At 72.4% G+C, this 14,245-nt stretch carries 13 protein-coding genes and 1 riboswitch; of the genes, 4 read left to right on the top strand and 9 right to left on the bottom strand.

What is annotated here, in order from left to right:
* Window positions 1-72 precede the first annotated feature (72 nt).
* From GV126_RS21665 to GV126_RS21655, 3 genes are all read left to right on the top strand, one after another.
* The gene (locus GV126_RS21665) at window positions 73-579 is read left to right on the top strand and encodes a GNAT family N-acetyltransferase (RefSeq protein WP_159669409.1); all 507 of its coding nucleotides are present in this window, start codon (window positions 73-75) and stop codon (window positions 577-579) included.
* Window positions 580-660: 81 nt separating this feature from the next.
* Window positions 661-821, top strand: a riboswitch (cobalamin riboswitch).
* A 121-nt stretch (window positions 822-942) separates the two neighbouring features.
* Window positions 943-3,306 (top strand): ribonucleoside-diphosphate reductase subunit alpha, encoded by a 2,364-nt coding sequence (locus GV126_RS21660; RefSeq protein WP_159669406.1) that lies wholly within the window; start codon window positions 943-945, stop codon window positions 3,304-3,306.
* Window positions 3,306-4,331, top strand: a complete 1,026-nt coding sequence (locus GV126_RS21655) for a ribonucleotide-diphosphate reductase subunit beta (RefSeq protein ID WP_159669403.1) — start codon at window positions 3,306-3,308, stop codon at window positions 4,329-4,331. Before GV126_RS21660 ends, GV126_RS21655 begins: the two co-directional genes overlap by 1 nt.
* On the opposite strand, the gene GV126_RS21650 is transcribed toward GV126_RS21655, so the two are convergent.
* The gene (locus tag GV126_RS21650) at window positions 4,244-4,516 is read right to left on the bottom strand and encodes a hypothetical protein (protein WP_159669400.1); all 273 of its coding nucleotides are present in this window, start codon (window positions 4,514-4,516) and stop codon (window positions 4,244-4,246) included. The genes GV126_RS21655 and GV126_RS21650 overlap by 88 nt on opposite strands.
* A gap of 93 nt (window positions 4,517-4,609) precedes the next feature.
* Between GV126_RS21650 and GV126_RS21645 the strand changes: the two genes are divergently transcribed.
* Complete coding sequence (locus GV126_RS21645; protein WP_159669397.1) at window positions 4,610-5,575, top strand: GlxA family transcriptional regulator; 966 nt, start codon at window positions 4,610-4,612, stop codon at window positions 5,573-5,575.
* A 19-nt stretch (window positions 5,576-5,594) separates the two neighbouring features.
* Here the strand turns inward: GV126_RS21645 and GV126_RS21640 are convergent, their stop codons facing one another.
* From GV126_RS21640 to GV126_RS21605, 8 genes are all read right to left on the bottom strand, one after another.
* The gene (locus GV126_RS21640; RefSeq protein WP_159669394.1) at window positions 5,595-6,971 is read right to left on the bottom strand and encodes a bifunctional albaflavenone monooxygenase/terpene synthase; all 1,377 of its coding nucleotides are present in this window, start codon (window positions 6,969-6,971) and stop codon (window positions 5,595-5,597) included.
* Window positions 6,968-8,053 (bottom strand): epi-isozizaene synthase, encoded by a 1,086-nt coding sequence (gene cyc1 / locus GV126_RS21635; RefSeq protein WP_159669391.1) that lies wholly within the window; start codon window positions 8,051-8,053, stop codon window positions 6,968-6,970. Before cyc1 ends, GV126_RS21640 begins: the two co-directional genes overlap by 4 nt.
* Window positions 8,054-8,351: 298 nt before the next feature.
* The gene (gene def / locus GV126_RS21630; protein WP_028420377.1) at window positions 8,352-9,002 is read right to left on the bottom strand and encodes a peptide deformylase; all 651 of its coding nucleotides are present in this window, start codon (window positions 9,000-9,002) and stop codon (window positions 8,352-8,354) included.
* 109 nt (window positions 9,003-9,111) lie between these two features.
* Window positions 9,112-10,092 (bottom strand): tetratricopeptide repeat protein, encoded by a 981-nt coding sequence (locus GV126_RS21625; protein WP_028420378.1) that lies wholly within the window; start codon window positions 10,090-10,092, stop codon window positions 9,112-9,114.
* Between the two features lie 103 nt (window positions 10,093-10,195).
* Entirely contained in the window at window positions 10,196-11,452 is a 1,257-nt protein-coding gene (locus tag GV126_RS21620) for an HD-GYP domain-containing protein (RefSeq protein ID WP_159669389.1), read from the bottom strand.
* Complete coding sequence (locus GV126_RS21615) at window positions 11,449-12,963, bottom strand: HD-GYP domain-containing protein (protein ID WP_159669386.1); 1,515 nt, start codon at window positions 12,961-12,963, stop codon at window positions 11,449-11,451. Before GV126_RS21615 ends, GV126_RS21620 begins: the two co-directional genes overlap by 4 nt.
* Window positions 12,964-13,127: 164 nt before the next feature.
* Window positions 13,128-13,463, bottom strand: coding sequence for a mycothiol system anti-sigma-R factor (rsrA, locus tag GV126_RS21610; protein WP_028420380.1), 336 nt, complete (start codon window positions 13,461-13,463; stop codon window positions 13,128-13,130).
* Window positions 13,460-14,143, bottom strand: a complete 684-nt coding sequence (locus tag GV126_RS21605) for a sigma-70 family RNA polymerase sigma factor (protein WP_201299863.1) — start codon at window positions 14,141-14,143, stop codon at window positions 13,460-13,462. Before GV126_RS21605 ends, rsrA begins: the two co-directional genes overlap by 4 nt.
* Between the last annotated feature and the right edge of the window lie 102 nt (window positions 14,144-14,245).

The following is a 14,245-nucleotide window of genomic DNA, read 5'->3' as shown; positions in this document are numbered from 1 at the left end:
TGCGCCGCCGACCACGGGCCGCCGGAGGATTCCGGCGGCCCGTGGTCGTACCCGTGCGGCACACTCGGGCCCATGGACATCGTGATCAGGGCGGCCGAGCCCGGCGAGTACGGCATCCTCGGGGAGATCACCGCCGAGGCCTATCTGCGCGACGGACTGCTCGACTTCGGGGAGAGCGACGCGTACCTGGAGGAGCTGAGGGACGTGGCCAAGCGCGCGGCCGCCGCCGAGGTGCTGGTGGCCGCGGCGGACGGGAAGGTGCTCGGCGGCGTCACCTTCGTGCCCTCGGGCGGGCCCATGGCCGACATCGCCGGGCCCGGTGAGGCCGAGATACGGATGCTGGCGGTCGCACGCGAGGCGCGCGGCCGGGGCGCCGGGGAGGCTCTGGTGCGGGCCTGCGTGGAGCGCGCCCGCGCCGTGCCCGGCTGTGTCCGCCTGGTGCTGTCCACCCAGCCCACCATGCACGCCGCCCACCGCCTCTACGAGCGCCTGCGTTTCGTACGGGTGCCCGAGCGCGACTGGAACCCGCTGCCGGACCTGGACGACATCACGCTGCTCGCCTACGCGCTGACGCTCTGATCCGCACCCCCGCGGCGCACGCACCACGACACACCGCGGACACAACATATGGGGGTGGCTTCCTCACCCGGCACTAGATGTATGCTCATGCTCGCTGTCGCCGCAGGGGAATCCGGTGCGAATCCGGAACTGTCCCGCAACGGTGTACTCGTCCACGTATGCCCGCATGCCGCCGCCCGAGGCCGCCCGCGCGCCCACGTCACGAGCTCAGTCCGAGGACCTGCCGACAGTGCGCCCGGCCGTCCGGTCCGGGTGCCCGACGTCCGGGCCTCGTGGAATGGGCCGGTGGACGCGGCGCCGCCGTGCGCCCGTGGCTGCCCGCTGCCCTCGCCGAGGTTCCGAGCCGAGCGAGGGAGAGCCCACGTGACCATCGCGCCAGCCGATCCGGCCTCAGCCACAGCGCCGGAGAGCGACGCTCCCGGTGCCGCGCTGCTGCGCACCCTGACCGAGCTGACCGCCGACCTCCCCGACACCGACCCCGGACGGGTGGCCGCCGCCGCGCTGCGCGGCCGCTCGGCCCGCGCCGACGAGGCGGAGCTGCGGGAGCTGGCCTGCGAGGCGGCCGCCGGGCTCATCTCCGAGGACCCCGCCTACTCGCGGCTCGCGGCCCGGCTGCTGACCCTCTCCCTGCGCGCCGAGGCCGCCTCGCAGGGCGTCACCTCCTTCACCGAGTCCGTCGCCGTCGGCCACCGCGAGGGGCTGATCGCCGACCGGACCGCCGCGTTCGTACGCCGGCACGCCGCGCGCCTGGACGCGACCGTGGACCCGGCCGCCGACGACCGGTTCGGCTACTTCGGGCTGCGCACCCTGCACAGCCGCTACCTGCTGCGGCACCCGCTCACCCGCAAGGTGATCGAGACGCCCCAGCACTTCCTGCTGCGGGTCGCCGCCGGCCTCGCCGAGGACGACACCGACCGGGCCGTGGACGCCGTCGCCGCGCTGTACGGGCTGATGAGCCGCCTGGACTACCTGCCCTCCTCCCCCACGCTGTTCAACTCCGGCACCCGGCACGCCCAGATGTCGTCCTGCTACCTGCTGGACTCCCCCCGGGACGAACTGGACGGCATCTACGAGCGCTACCACCAGGTCGCCCGCCTGTCCAAGCACGCCGGCGGCATCGGCATCGCCTACTCCCGCATCCGCGCCCGCGGTTCGCTGATCCGCGGCACCAACGGGCACTCGGGCGGCATCGTGCCGTTCCTGAAGACCCTGGACGCCTCGGTGGCGGCCGTGAACCAGGGCGGCCGGCGCAAGGGCGCGGCCGCGGTCTACCTGGAGACCTGGCACGCGGACATCGAGGAGTTCCTGGAGCTGCGGGACAACACCGGCGAGGACGCCCGCCGCACCCACAACCTCAACCTGGCGCACTGGATCCCCGACGAGTTCATGCGCCGTGTGAACGCCGACGAGCAGTGGTCGCTGTTCTCCCCCGCCGACGTGCCGGAGCTGGTCGATCTGTGGGGCGAGGAGTTCGACGCCGCCTACCGGGCGGCGGAGGCGAAGGGCCTGGCGAGGAAGACGCTGCCCGCCCGCGACCTGTACGGCCGCATGATGCGCACCCTCGCCCAGACCGGCAACGGCTGGATGACCTTCAAGGACACCGCCAACCGCACCGCCAACCAGACCGCCGAGCCGGGCCACGTCATCCACTCCTCCAACCTCTGCACGGAGATCCTGGAGGTCACCGACGACGGCGAGACGGCGGTGTGCAACCTCGGCTCGGTCAACCTGGGCGCGTTCGTGCGCGAGGGGGACATCGACTGGGAGCGGCTGGACGCCACCGTCCGCACCGCCGTCACCTTCCTCGACCGCGTGGTCGACATCAACTACTACCCGACCGAGCAGGCGGCCCGGTCGAACGCGCGGTGGCGGCCGGTGGGCCTGGGCGCGATGGGCCTGCAGGACGTCTTCTTCCGGCTGCGGCTGCCGTTCGACTCCCCCGAGGCCAAGGCCCTGTCCACGAAGATCGCCGAGCGGATCATGCTCGCCGCCTACGAGGCCTCCGCCGACCTCGCCGAGCGGCACGGCCGGCTGCCCGCCTGGGACAAGACCCGTACCGCCCGGGGTGTGCTGCACCCGGACCACTACGAGGTGTCCCTCGCCTGGCCCGAGCGCTGGGCGGCCCTGCGGGAGCGGATCGCCGCCGTGGGCCTGCGCAACTCCCTGCTGCTGGCCATCGCGCCGACGGCCACCATCGCCTCCATCGCGGGCGTCTACGAGTGCGTCGAGCCGCAGGTGTCCAACCTGTTCAAGCGCGAGACCCTCTCCGGCGAGTTCCTCCAGGTCAACTCCTACCTGGTGCGGGAGTTGAAGGAACTGGGCGTGTGGGACGCGCGCACCCGGGAGGCGCTGCGCGAGGCGAACGGCTCGGTGCAGGGCCTGACCTGGCTGCCGGAGGACGTACGGCGGCTGTACCGCACGGCGTGGGAGATCCCGCAGCGCGCGCTGATCGACATGGCCGCCGCCCGCACCCCGTTCCTGGACCAGGGGCAGTCGCTGAACCTGTTCCTGGAGACGCCGACCATCGGCAAGCTCTCCTCGATGTACGCCTACGCCTGGAAGTCGGGCCTGAAGACGACGTACTACCTGCGCTCCCGCCCGGCGACCCGGATCGCCCGCGCGGCCCGGGCGCAGACCCCCGCCACCGTCCCCGCGCAGTCCGCCGCCGATCCCGAGGCGGTCGCCTGCTCCCTTGAGAACCCCGAGTCCTGCGAGGCCTGCCAGTGATGACCCAGCCCACCCCCGCCCGTCCCCGGAACCTCCTCGACCCGGGCTTCGAGCTGACCCTGCGCCCCATGCGCTACCCGGACTTCTACGAGCGCTACCGGGACGCCATCAAGAACACCTGGACCGTGGAGGAGGTCGACCTCCACTCCGACGTCGCCGACCTGGCGAAGCTGAGCCCGGGCGAGCAGCACCTCATCGGGCGGCTGGTGGCGTTCTTCGCGACCGGCGACTCGATCGTCGCCAACAACCTGGTGCTCACGCTCTACAAGCACATCAACTCCCCCGAGGCGCGCCTGTACCTGAGCCGGCAGCTGTTCGAGGAGGCCGTGCACGTCCAGTTCTATCTGACGCTGCTGGACACCTACCTGCCCGACCCGGACGACCGGGCGGCGGCCTTCGCGGCGGTGGAGCACATCCCCTCCATCCGGGAGAAGGCCGAGTTCTGCTTCAAGTGGATCGACTCGGTGGAGGAGATCGACCGGCTGGAGACGAAGGCGGACCGCCGGCGTTTCCTGCTGAACCTGATCTGCTTCGCCGCCTGCATCGAGGGCCTGTTCTTCTACGGTGCCTTCGCCTACGTCTACTGGTTCCGCAGCCGCGGCCTGCTGCACGGCCTGGCCACCGGCACCAACTGGGTGTTCCGGGACGAGACGATGCACATGTCGTTCGCGTTCGACGTGGTGGACACCGTCCGCAAGGAGGAGCCGGACCTCTTCGACGAGGAGCTGGGCCGGCAGGTCACCGCCATGCTCCGGGAGGCCGTCGAGGCCGAGCTGCAGTTCGCGCGCGACCTGTGCGGGGACGGCCTCCCGGGGATGAACACCGACTCGATGCGGCAGTACCTGGAGTGCGTCGCCGACCAGCGCCTGGCGCGGCTCGGCTTCGCCCCGCTGTACGGCTCGGAGAACCCCTTCTCCTTCATGGAGCTGCAGGGGGTTCAGGAGTTGACCAACTTCTTCGAGCGGCGTCCCTCGGCGTACCAGGTGGCGGTGGAGGGCACCGTCGACCTGGACGAGGACTTCTGAGCCTCCTCACGTTCCCTTCGTACCCGACGGGTCTCCTGGTCCGCGTGTCCCTCCTGCGCCCGGCGGATCCGGCGGTCGATGCGCGCCTCGCGCACGGCGCCGATCGCCGACGGCAGGATCATCAGGATCAGGAGCCCGAGGGTCGCCAGCAGTCCGATCAGTCCTTGTACCTGGTCTGCGTTCATGGACACCACTGTCGCGCCGGACGCCCCTGACCGTCAGTGGCAGGACTGCCGCACACCTTCAAATTCCTGCCACCCATGGGGCACACTGGCGGCATGCTGCAGAACGTGGCCGCCGTGCTGCTGAACGGCGTGCACCCCTTCGAGCTGGGCGTCGTCTGCGAGGTCTTCGGCATCGACCGCAGCGACGAGGGGCTGCCGGTGTACGACTTCGCCGTGGTCTCCGCCGAGGGGCCGGCGCTGGGCACCCATGTCGGCGGCCTGGGCGTGACCACCCCGTACGGGCTGGACCGGCTCCAGGAGGCCGACCTGATCGCCGTGCCCGCCGGGGAGGAGTTCACGCGCCGGGAGTACCCGCCCGACCTGCTGGACGCCCTGCGCCGGGCGGTGGACCGCGGGACGCGGGTGCTGAGCGTGTGCTCCGGCGTCTTCGTGCTGGGCGCCGCCGGGCTGCTGGACGGCCGGCGCTGCGCGGTGCACTGGCACCACGCGGCCGAGCTGGCCCGGCAATACCCGCGCGCGGTCGTCGAACCGGACGTGCTCTACGTCGACGAGGACCCGGTGATCACCTCCGCCGGCACGGCCGCCGGCATCGACGCCTGCCTGCACATCGTGCGCAAGGAGCAGGGACCGCAGGTCGCCAACAAGATCGCCCGGCGCGTGGTGGTGCCGCCGCACCGGGACGGCGGTCAGGCGCAGTACATCGAACGGCCGCTGCCGCGCTCGCGCTGCGACACCGTCGGGGAGGTACTGGCCTGGATGGAGGAGCACCTGGACCGGGAGATCACCGTGGACCAGCTCGCCGCCCGCGCGCACATGTCACCGCGCACCTTCGCCCGCCGCTTCCAGCAGGAGACGGGGACGACGCCGTACCGCTGGCTCCTGCGCCAGCGGGTGCTGCTGGCGCAGGAGCTGCTGGAGGCGACCGACGAGACCATGGACGCGATCGCCGACCGGGCCGGGTTCGGCACGGCGGCGGCGCTGCGCCACCAGTTCCTGCGGGCGCTGGGCACCACCCCGCACGCCTACCGGCGCGCGTTCCGCGGCCCGCGCGCCGCCTGAGCGCGCGGGCGTCGCCCGCTCAGCGCGGCAGGGCCCGCAGCCGCAGGTCGCGCGGGCGCAGGGTGATGCCGATGCGCGGCCTGGGGTCGGAGCCGGGGGCCTGCTCGAAGCGGTAGGCGGAGGCGATCGCGGCGGTCAGCAGCGTCAGCTCGGCCATCGAGAAGTGGTCGCTGGGGCACTTGCGGTTGCCCACGCTGAACGGGACCATCGCGAACTTCGGGACCTGCTTCGCGCGTTCGGGCTGCCAGCGCTCGGGGTCGAACTCCGTGTGCCGGTCGTAGGAGCGCGGGTCGCGCTGAACGGCGTACGGGCTGTAGATGACGTCCGCGCCCTTGGGAATGCGGTAGCCGCCGAGTTCGGTTTCGGCCACCGTCCGGCGCGTCAGAATCCATACGGCGGGATAAAGGCGCATCGTCTCGACGACGACATGCGCGGTGTAGGTCAGTTTTCGGACGTCCTCGAATGCGACCGGCCGGTCGCCCACGACGGTTTTCACCTCGTCGCGGATCTTGTCGCCCAGCTCCGGGTGCTCGGCGAGAACCAGCAACAGGGACATCATCGTGGAACCGACGGTTTCGCTTCCCGGGGTGAGGATGGCGATGACCTGATCGTGGATCTCCTGTTCCCCGATGGGCTCGCCATTGTCGTCCTTCGCCTCCAGCAAAGCCGTCAGCAGATCGTCCGGTTTTTGACCGCTCGCCCGGCGGTCGGCGACGATCTCGTCGACCAGGAGATGCAAATCGGCCAGCGCCCGGTTGAATTCGCGGTTGGCCTTGAACGGCACCTTGTAGAGGGGACCGAGCGGGACGACCATGCGCTGGTACATGCCGCTGAACAGGGTGGCGAGCGCGGAGCATATGCGGTCGGCGCGGGCGTCCATGTAACTGCCGCGCATCAGGCAGCGGGCGGCGACGCGGACGGCCACCCGGAAGGACTCCGCGGTGACGTCGAGCACCTCGCCCGAGCGCCAGCGCTCCACCAGCGCGTGCGCCTCCTCGGCCATGATCGGCCCGTACTCGGGGATGACGTCGAGCCGGAAGGCGGGCTGGATGGTGCGCCGCTGGCGGCGGTGCAGCGACCCGTTGGCGGTGGCCACGCCCTGCTTGCCGAGCAGGCTCTCCAGCGACTCCCACAGCGGCCCGGCGATGATGTAGTCGGGGCTGAGCGCGAGCGCGCCGGTCAGCTCGGGAGCGGTGACGGCGTACACCGTCTTCGGGCCGAGCCTGAGGCGGACGATGTCGCCGTGGTCGCGCAGCTGCGCCATGAAGGCGAGCGGGTCGCGCACCAGTTTCAGCCCGTGGCCGAGGACGGGGACGGCGCCGCCGGCCAGCGGCGGCTCGCCGTTGTGGCGGCCGCCTTCCGTACGGGTCCCTGGTTTCACCGACTCGACGGTCATTTCTCACCTGCCGTTTCGTTGTTGACGTACGGGGGCGTGGACCGGTCGTCCCAGCTGTCGACCCGGTACCGGCCGGATTCGTGGTGGAACCAGTAGACGGAGCTGAACCAGTTGCGCATATTGCCCAGGCAGGCCCGGACGGCGGTGCTCACTTCCTTTCCCCGTAGCGTCCCGTCCTCCAGCGCGTCGGCGAACCGTAACCCTTCCTGTTCCGCCACCAGGAATTGGGATATGCATTCCTCGACGCGCCTGCGAAGGTCCGCGATCGCCTGTTCGAGGGTCATTTTCTCGTGTGTGACGAGACTGATCCCGAGATTGTGGACCTCGTCGCCCGCGATTTCCTTGGGCAGGGAGCACAGGTCGTTGTACCAGGCGGCGAATTCCTGGCTGAGCAGGGCCGGGCGCCGGTATGCGGGGTGTTTCCGCACGGCGTCGGGGAGTTCCAGTCCGGCGCTCGGCTCCAGCAGGTCGGTCCAGATCCAGTGGGCGAAGGTGAGCCTGCGCAGCGCCAGGTACTCCTCGACGGTGGGCACCACGCCCTCGGTGCGGTTGCGGAACTCCCGGTCGTAGGCCTCGATCACCGCGTGGAAGTGGCGGGCGAAGCGCGCGTTCCACGTCTGCGGCAGGAACGAGTACAGCCGCAGCACACTGTCGGCGAACCCCGCGACCAGGGTGTCCTGGTGGTGCAGGTGGTCCCGGGGGGAGTCCAGCGCCGTGTGCAGCGCGCGGCGCAGCCGCCGCCAGGCGACGGGCCGGCCGTGCACGATGTCGCGGTCGTGGCGGTCGTCCCAGACGAAGAACCAGGCGCTGTAGTCCGCGATCGCCTGCAGCACCTCGTCGGGGGCGCCCAGGTAGTAGCCCGCCATCAGGTCGGTGTAGCGCAGCCCGTCGACGTGTTCGGCGACCTTGTCCGCCGGCATCAGCCGCATTTCCAGCAGCCAGCGGCGGGTGTTCTCCTGCAGCCGGGGCCAATAGGCGTGCAGTTGCCTGGGAAACTCCGCCTCGATCACCGGCAGAGCGAGCGATGGTGGTACGGCGACCGCTGTCGATGTCGGTGTGGTGCTGTATGGGAAAGCTGGCACGGACAAACCCCTCTCAGCCGCCTGCGGCGCCCGCCCCTTCGCTGTGCCCGGCGCACGCCGTCGCGTATCCCCGCCCTCCCATTCAGCACCACAACTGACCGGTCTGGGAACGGATTTGCTCCACTCACCACCTCGGATGCCGAGAATATCCCCTTGTGTGACTGATTCTGAATGGATGGCACTGCATGACGGATCGATTCTGCGTGCACACAGGTACGGCGCCCGACCGGTCGCGGGTCGGGCGCCGTGCGCACGGTGCCTCGCTCCGGGCGGCGGGCCCGGGGCCGTCGAGGGGACGTCAGTCGTTGGCCACCACGGGGTAGCGCGGCTCGTTCTCGGCCATCTGCCGCAGCGCGTCCTTGCGTTCCCGCTTGGAGAGCCGGTCGATGTACAGGTAGCCGTAGAGGTGGTCCGTCTCGTGCTGCAGGCAGCGGGCGAAGTAGCCGGTGCCGCGCACCTTGATCGGGTTGCCCCGCTCGTCCTGGCCGGTCACCTCGGCGTAGTCGGGGCGGGCCAGCGGCGCGTAGGCGGTCGGCACGGACAGGCAGCCCTCGTTGCTGTCGTCCAGGCGGCGGCGCTCGGCGGGCAGCTCGACCAGCTTGGGGTTGCAGACCACGCCCACGTGCCGCACGCCCGCGTCGTCCGCGCAGTCGTAGACGAACACCTTCAGATCGACGCCGATCTGGTTGGCGGCCAGGCCCACGCCCTCGGCGGTGCGCTGGCTGGCGAACATGTCCGCGACCAGCTGCTGCAGTTCCTCGCCGAACTCGGTGACGTCCTTGCACTCCTTGTGCAGCACCGGGTTGCCGACCACCGTGATCGGCCGCGAGGTCCCGCGCTCGCGCCAGGCCCGCTCGCGCTCCTCGCAGTCCTGCGTGTCGACGACGTACCCCTCGTCGTCGACGGGGAGCACGCCCGCGTGCTGCTGATCGGTGTCCTGCTGCGCCATGACCGACGTACGCCTTCCTGCAAGCCTGAGAGATGTAGCGGATACAGCCTAAAGGGGCCGGGGCCGCTCGCTTTGCCCGTGTCGGGCGCTCGGGGCCCGGCCGACGGGCTCAGCAGACCTCTTCCAGGTCCCGCCAGTCCCGCGAGTCCGGGCTGTCCGCCACCCAGCCGTCCAGCAGCCCCCGCACCAGCGAGGCCGGCGCGGCCACCCCGCACTCGCGCTCCGGTACCCACAGCTGCCCGTCGGTGCGGTGGCCCAGCGGACCGGGATGACCCGGCTCGCTGTGGTCGTGCGGGTCGAGGTGCACGCCGTCGCCCTCGTCGGAGGGCATCCGCGACTCCGAGCAGGTCCGGCACAGCAGCCGCACGGACGACGACCAGTCCTCGGCGGCGAACCCGGCGTCCGCGGCGAGCTGCTCCAGCGCGTCCCGGTCGGCCTCGGTGGCCGCCTCCAGGAGCACCACCCAGGTGGGCACCGGCGAGGGCGCCCACAGCTCGATCTCGTCGAACACGGGGAAGCTGTGCCCGTCCCCGGTGGTGCGCTCGCCGTGGGGCACGCCGTCGTGCAGCACCACCTCGCCCCAGCGCCGTCCCGAGGACGGCAGCGGGATGGACAGCACCTCGATCCGGGCCGGGTCCAGGCGCCGGCCCCACACCACCTCGGCCTCGCCCTCGGGCGACAGCCGCACCGCCGCGCTGCCCAGCTCCATGCCCACCGGCTCCCCGGCCGCGGTCGCCCCACCGGGCACCTTCAGGCCGTAGGCCTGCCAGGCCCGGCGGGCCAGCGGCCAGTCCTGCAGGGCGGTGGCGGCGATGCCGACGTTCCACCAGTCCGGCGCCCCGGTCTCCTTCTCCAGCAGCGCCACCGCCCGCAGACCCGCCGTTCTGGCCTGCTCCCAGTCGTGGCGGAACTTGTGCAGCAGGGCCAGGTTGAACCAGGACTCCGCCAGCCAGGGCTCCAGATCGGCGGCGCGCGTGAGCAGCGCGCCCGCGTCCTCGTACCGACCGTCACCGATCAGGGTGAACGCGCGGTCGGTGGCCTGCCGCCACGAGGCGGAGGGCCGGTGCCGTCCCTTGCCGAAGATCCTCACGATTCCGCCTGCCAGTTCCGTCGAGTGGGCTGGCCTCGCCCCCGGACACCCTTTCCTTCGCATCCAACCACGGACGCCTTCGAGGGCGCTCATTACCCATGGGTTACCCAGCGACGGGCAGGGTCAGACCGTCCCTCGCCAGCACCCGGGCCAGCGCGGCCAGCACCTCGGGCGCGTAGTCGTCGGCACCCGCCAGGCGCAGCTCCTCCAGTGCCTTCAGCGGTCCGCCGGGGCCGGCGTCGCGGGCCTTTTCGTCGTAGGCGTTCACGGCCCGCACGATCCGTGCGGGCAGCGGCTGCTCCGGGCACGGGTCGGCCTGCCGCTCCACCACCACCGCGACCTCGCGGTCCACCCCGGTCTGCCGCACCACCGCCCCACCGAGCAGGGCGATGCGCCGCTGCTCGGCGGCGGGCAGGTCGGCCGTCGCGCCCGCGGGCACCGGGTCGACCAGGCTGAGCTGCCCGATGTCGTGCATGAGGGCCGCGTACTCCAGCACGGTCAGCTCCGGCTCGCTCAGGCCCATCTCCCGGCCCACGGCCCGGCTGAGCACGGCGACCCGCCGGGCGTGCCCGGCCGGGGTGTACCCGGCGACCTCGGTGGCCCGGGCCAGCGAGGCGATCGTCTGCCGGTAGACGTCGCGCACGGCCGCGTACCGGCGGAAGGACAGCTGGGCGAGCAGCAGCGGCAGCGCGAACACCGGCAGCGCCCACAGCCCGGCGACGGCGACCCCCAGGGCCATCACCGCGCCCGTCGCGCACACCGCCGAGCCGATCCCGAGCAGACCGCGCAGCTCCTCCCGCAGCAGCGGGCCGAACGGCCACCGGGTACGGCAGTGGACCGGCACGGCGGCCAGCACCGCGCCGCACAGCGCGGTCAGCACCAGCAGCGCGAGCAGCACCAGGGCGTACGCCGGCCCGCCCCACCGCCCCAGCACCCCGGTGGCGTACAGCGGCTGGAAGCAGACGGCGGCGAAGAAGACGGTCAGCACCCGCCGGGCCAGGTGGTCCAGGGTGTCGCCGCGCCCCCGCGCGATGTGCGGCACGCTGCCCAGCAGGCTCGCGGCGAGCACCACGGCCCCCGCCTGGAAGGCGCCGTGGTGACTGGCCCGGCCCGCGTCCTCGCCGAGCAGCGCGTACGACAGCGCCCCGGCGGCGCCGAGCGGCGCGGGCTCGCGGACCTCGGGGCCGGCCGCGCCCGGCGTCCCCGACCACCGGGTCAGCTCCCCCACGAGGACGAGCACGCCGAAGGCGAGCGCGGCACCGCGCTCGGCGGGCCCGCTGTGCGCGGTGACGGCGAGCGAGACCAGCCCGACGAGGAGGGCGGCCCCGCGGACGAGGACGATCGCAAGCGGCCGCTTCATCGGCGGGCGGAACCTCCCGGGCGGGCCGCCGCACCGGACTCCGGCGGGACGGCGGCGCCCGAAGTCCCCGGACGGGCCGCGGCACCCTCGGCGGCCTCCGGTGGTACGGCCGCCCCGTCTTCCTCGGCTGCCCCGCCGGCTCCCGCCGCCCCGCCGGTCCCCCGCGCTCCGCCGTCCTCCGGCGAACGGGCCGGCGTGTGCGCCTCGGGCGGGGCCGCCGGTGCCGGTGTCCTGTCGTCGTCGGCGGTGACCGCCGGGTGCCAGCCGTGGCGGGCGAGGGCGCGGACCAGGGCCGTGACCATGCGCGGGGCGAACTGGGCGCCGGCGCAGCGGCGCAGTTCCCGCAGGGCCTCGGGCACCGGGCGGGGCCGCCGGTAGGACCGGGAGGACGTCATCGCGTCGAAGGCGTCGGCGACGGCGACCACCCGCGCGCACTCGGGGATCCGGTCGCCGCTGAGCCCGTAGGGGTAACCGCTGCCGTCCAGCCGTTCGTGGTGGTGCAGGATCGCCGCGCGGGCCTCGCCGAGGAAGGAGATGCCGCGGACCATCTCGTGGCCGTACTCGGGGTGCAGCTCGATCACCCGCCGCTCCTCGGGGGTGAGCGGGCCGTCCTTGCGCAGCAGCCGGGTGGGCACGCCCAGCTTCCCGATGTCGTGGAGGATGCCGGCGAAGCGCAGCACCTCGACGCGTTCGTCGTCCATGCCCAGCTCGCGGGCGATCATCATGGAGGCACGGCCGACCCGTTCGCTGTGCCCGCGGGTGTAGCCGTCCTTGAGGTCGACGGCCTGCACCAGCGCGCGGATCGTCGCCCGGTGCGCGGCCCGTTCGCGGTCGTACTGGGCGTACGCCCACCAGGACGCGCCCATCGGCAGCAGCACCAGCAGCGCGGCGACCGGCCCGTAGGGGCTGCGCCACAGCACGGCCATCATCAGCCCGGCCAGCCCGTGCACCGCCACCGGGGCCAGCGTGCGGGCGAACAGGCCGCGCCAGGCCCGGCGGAGCGGGACGTGCGCGCAGGTGGCGCGGATCCCGCCGTCCAGCGCGGTCAGCACCAGGCTGAAGGCCACCGCGGCGGCCCCGGCACAGCCGAGCGCGGCGGGGAAGCGGCACGCGGCGACCGTGTCGTGGCCGCCCAGTGCCGTGTGCGCGCGGGCGGCGGCCCACACGGCGAGGGCCAGCTGGGAGGCGCGCCAGGCACGGCGCAGCGGGTCGCTGTGCCGCCCGGCCCGTGCGAGCAGCGCGCCGGGCAGCGCGACGAGCGCGGCGGCGGACGGCGGCAGCAGGAAGGCGGCGGCCAGCAGCACGGGGTAGCCGGTGCCGGCGAAGCGGCGCCGGGCGAGCTGCTCGCAGCCGGCGTACAGCGCGGCCAGCGGGAGGACGGCCGCCCAGGGCGTACCGGTGCCCGGCGCAGCCGTCAGGGGAAGGGCCGGGAGCACGGGCAGCACGCAGGGCAGGGCGCCGAGGACGACGCAGGCGACGTACACACGGGCCCGTCGCGGCACCGCCTCCATGTCGCCCCTCCCCGTCCGGCCGCATCCCTGTCAGGGCCGCGAGCCTAGGGCGGGTCGGCGCTCCGCGGGCCAAGGGCCCGCGGATTGGCACGTACGGGTGAGGGGTGTTCGAGTGGCGTGCGCCCGGCCGGGCGCGCCGCGGCGCCTTCGGCGGTGCGGGCCGGTCAGGACTCCTGCGGGGTCGCCCGAGTCGTGCTCACGTCACGTTCAGGGGCGGCGGTCAGGTCGCGTTCGGAGACGACCTGACCGGAGCGGATCAGCTCGATCCGCCCCATGACCTTGGCGCGCAGGTCGGCGGGGACGTCGTCATGCCCGCAGCACCGCTTGACCAGCTTCTTCACGGCCTGCTCCAGGCCGTACTTCTCCAGGCACGGCGAGCATTCCTCGAAGTGGTGCTCGAACTTGGTGCGATCGACGTCCGGCATCTCACTGTCGAGGAACTCGTACAGATGGTCGAGTACCTCACCGCAGTCCGTCTCGTGCGGCTCTCCGCAGCTCATGAGCCCGAGCCTTTCGCTTCGTTCGACTCTCCGGCGCCGGCCGGGACGAGCCCGCGGTCACGGGCGTAGTCCTCCAGCATGCCGCGCAGCTGACGGCGGCCCCGGTGCAGCCGGGACATCACCGTACCGATGGGTGTCCCCATGATGTCCGCGATCTCCTTGTAGGCAAACCCCTCGACATCCGCCAGATACACGGCGATGCGGAATTCCTCGGGGATCGCCTGGAGCGCTTCCTTCACGTCCGAGTCGGGCAGGTGGTCGAGCGCCTGCGACTCGGCGGAGCGCAGACCCGTCGACATGTGCGACTCGGCGCGGGCGAGCTGCCAGTCCTCGATCTCCTCCGCGGCGCTGCGCTGGGGCTCGCGCTGCTTCTTGCGGTAGGAGTTGATGAAGGTGTTGGTGAGAATCCGGTACAGCCACGCCTTGAGGTTCGTGCCCTCACGGAACTGATGGAAGGACGCGTACGCCTTGGCGTACGTCTCCTGCACCAGGTCCTCGGCGTCGGCCGGGTTGCGCGTCATGCGCAGCGCGGCCGAGTACATCTGGTCGAGGAACTCGAGCGCATCCCGCTCGAAGCGCGCACTGCGCTCGGCGGACGACTCCGCGGACGCGTTCACGTCCGTGCCCTGGCCCTCGGGCAGCTCCGCCTGGCCGTTGTCGGTCCCAGTGACCGGACCCACCTCCTCAAGTTCCCGGGCGGAACCGAGACCGGTCCCACTCGACTCGGAGGATAGAACACGACCCGTGCCTGCCGCCGCTCGAAAAGGAGCGGTCCTGGCCGC

Origin of the sequence: Streptomyces mexicanus (assembly GCF_902506575.1) — a bacterium.
In the GTDB taxonomy this organism is placed as follows: Bacteria; Actinomycetota; Actinomycetes; order Streptomycetales; family Streptomycetaceae; genus Streptomyces; species Streptomyces mexicanus.
The sequence above is the reverse complement of the archived record's forward strand: the minus strand, read 5'-3'. Positions and strand labels throughout refer to the sequence as shown.

Bases quoted from the DNA above. Each gene is read 5' to 3' on its own strand.
- GV126_RS21665 (WP_159669409.1), top strand. From the start codon at position 73: ATGGACATCGTGATCAGGGCGGCCGAGCCCGGCGAGTACGGCATCCTC.
- GV126_RS21655 (WP_159669403.1), top strand. From the start codon at position 3,306: ATGACCCAGCCCACCCCCGCCCGTCCCCGGAACCTCCTCGACCCGGGC.
- GV126_RS21650 (WP_159669400.1), bottom strand. From the start codon at position 4,516: ATGAACGCAGACCAGGTACAAGGACTGATCGGACTGCTGGCGACCCTC.
- GV126_RS21645 (WP_159669397.1), top strand. From the start codon at position 4,610: ATGCTGCAGAACGTGGCCGCCGTGCTGCTGAACGGCGTGCACCCCTTC.
- GV126_RS21640 (WP_159669394.1), bottom strand. From the start codon at position 6,971: ATGACCGTCGAGTCGGTGAAACCAGGGACCCGTACGGAAGGCGGCCGC.
- def (WP_028420377.1), bottom strand. From the start codon at position 9,002: ATGGCGCAGCAGGACACCGATCAGCAGCACGCGGGCGTGCTCCCCGTC.
- GV126_RS21620 (WP_159669389.1), bottom strand. From the start codon at position 11,452: ATGAAGCGGCCGCTTGCGATCGTCCTCGTCCGCGGGGCCGCCCTCCTC.
- GV126_RS21615 (WP_159669386.1), bottom strand. From the start codon at position 12,963: ATGGAGGCGGTGCCGCGACGGGCCCGTGTGTACGTCGCCTGCGTCGTC.
- rsrA (WP_028420380.1), bottom strand. From the start codon at position 13,463: ATGAGCTGCGGAGAGCCGCACGAGACGGACTGCGGTGAGGTACTCGAC.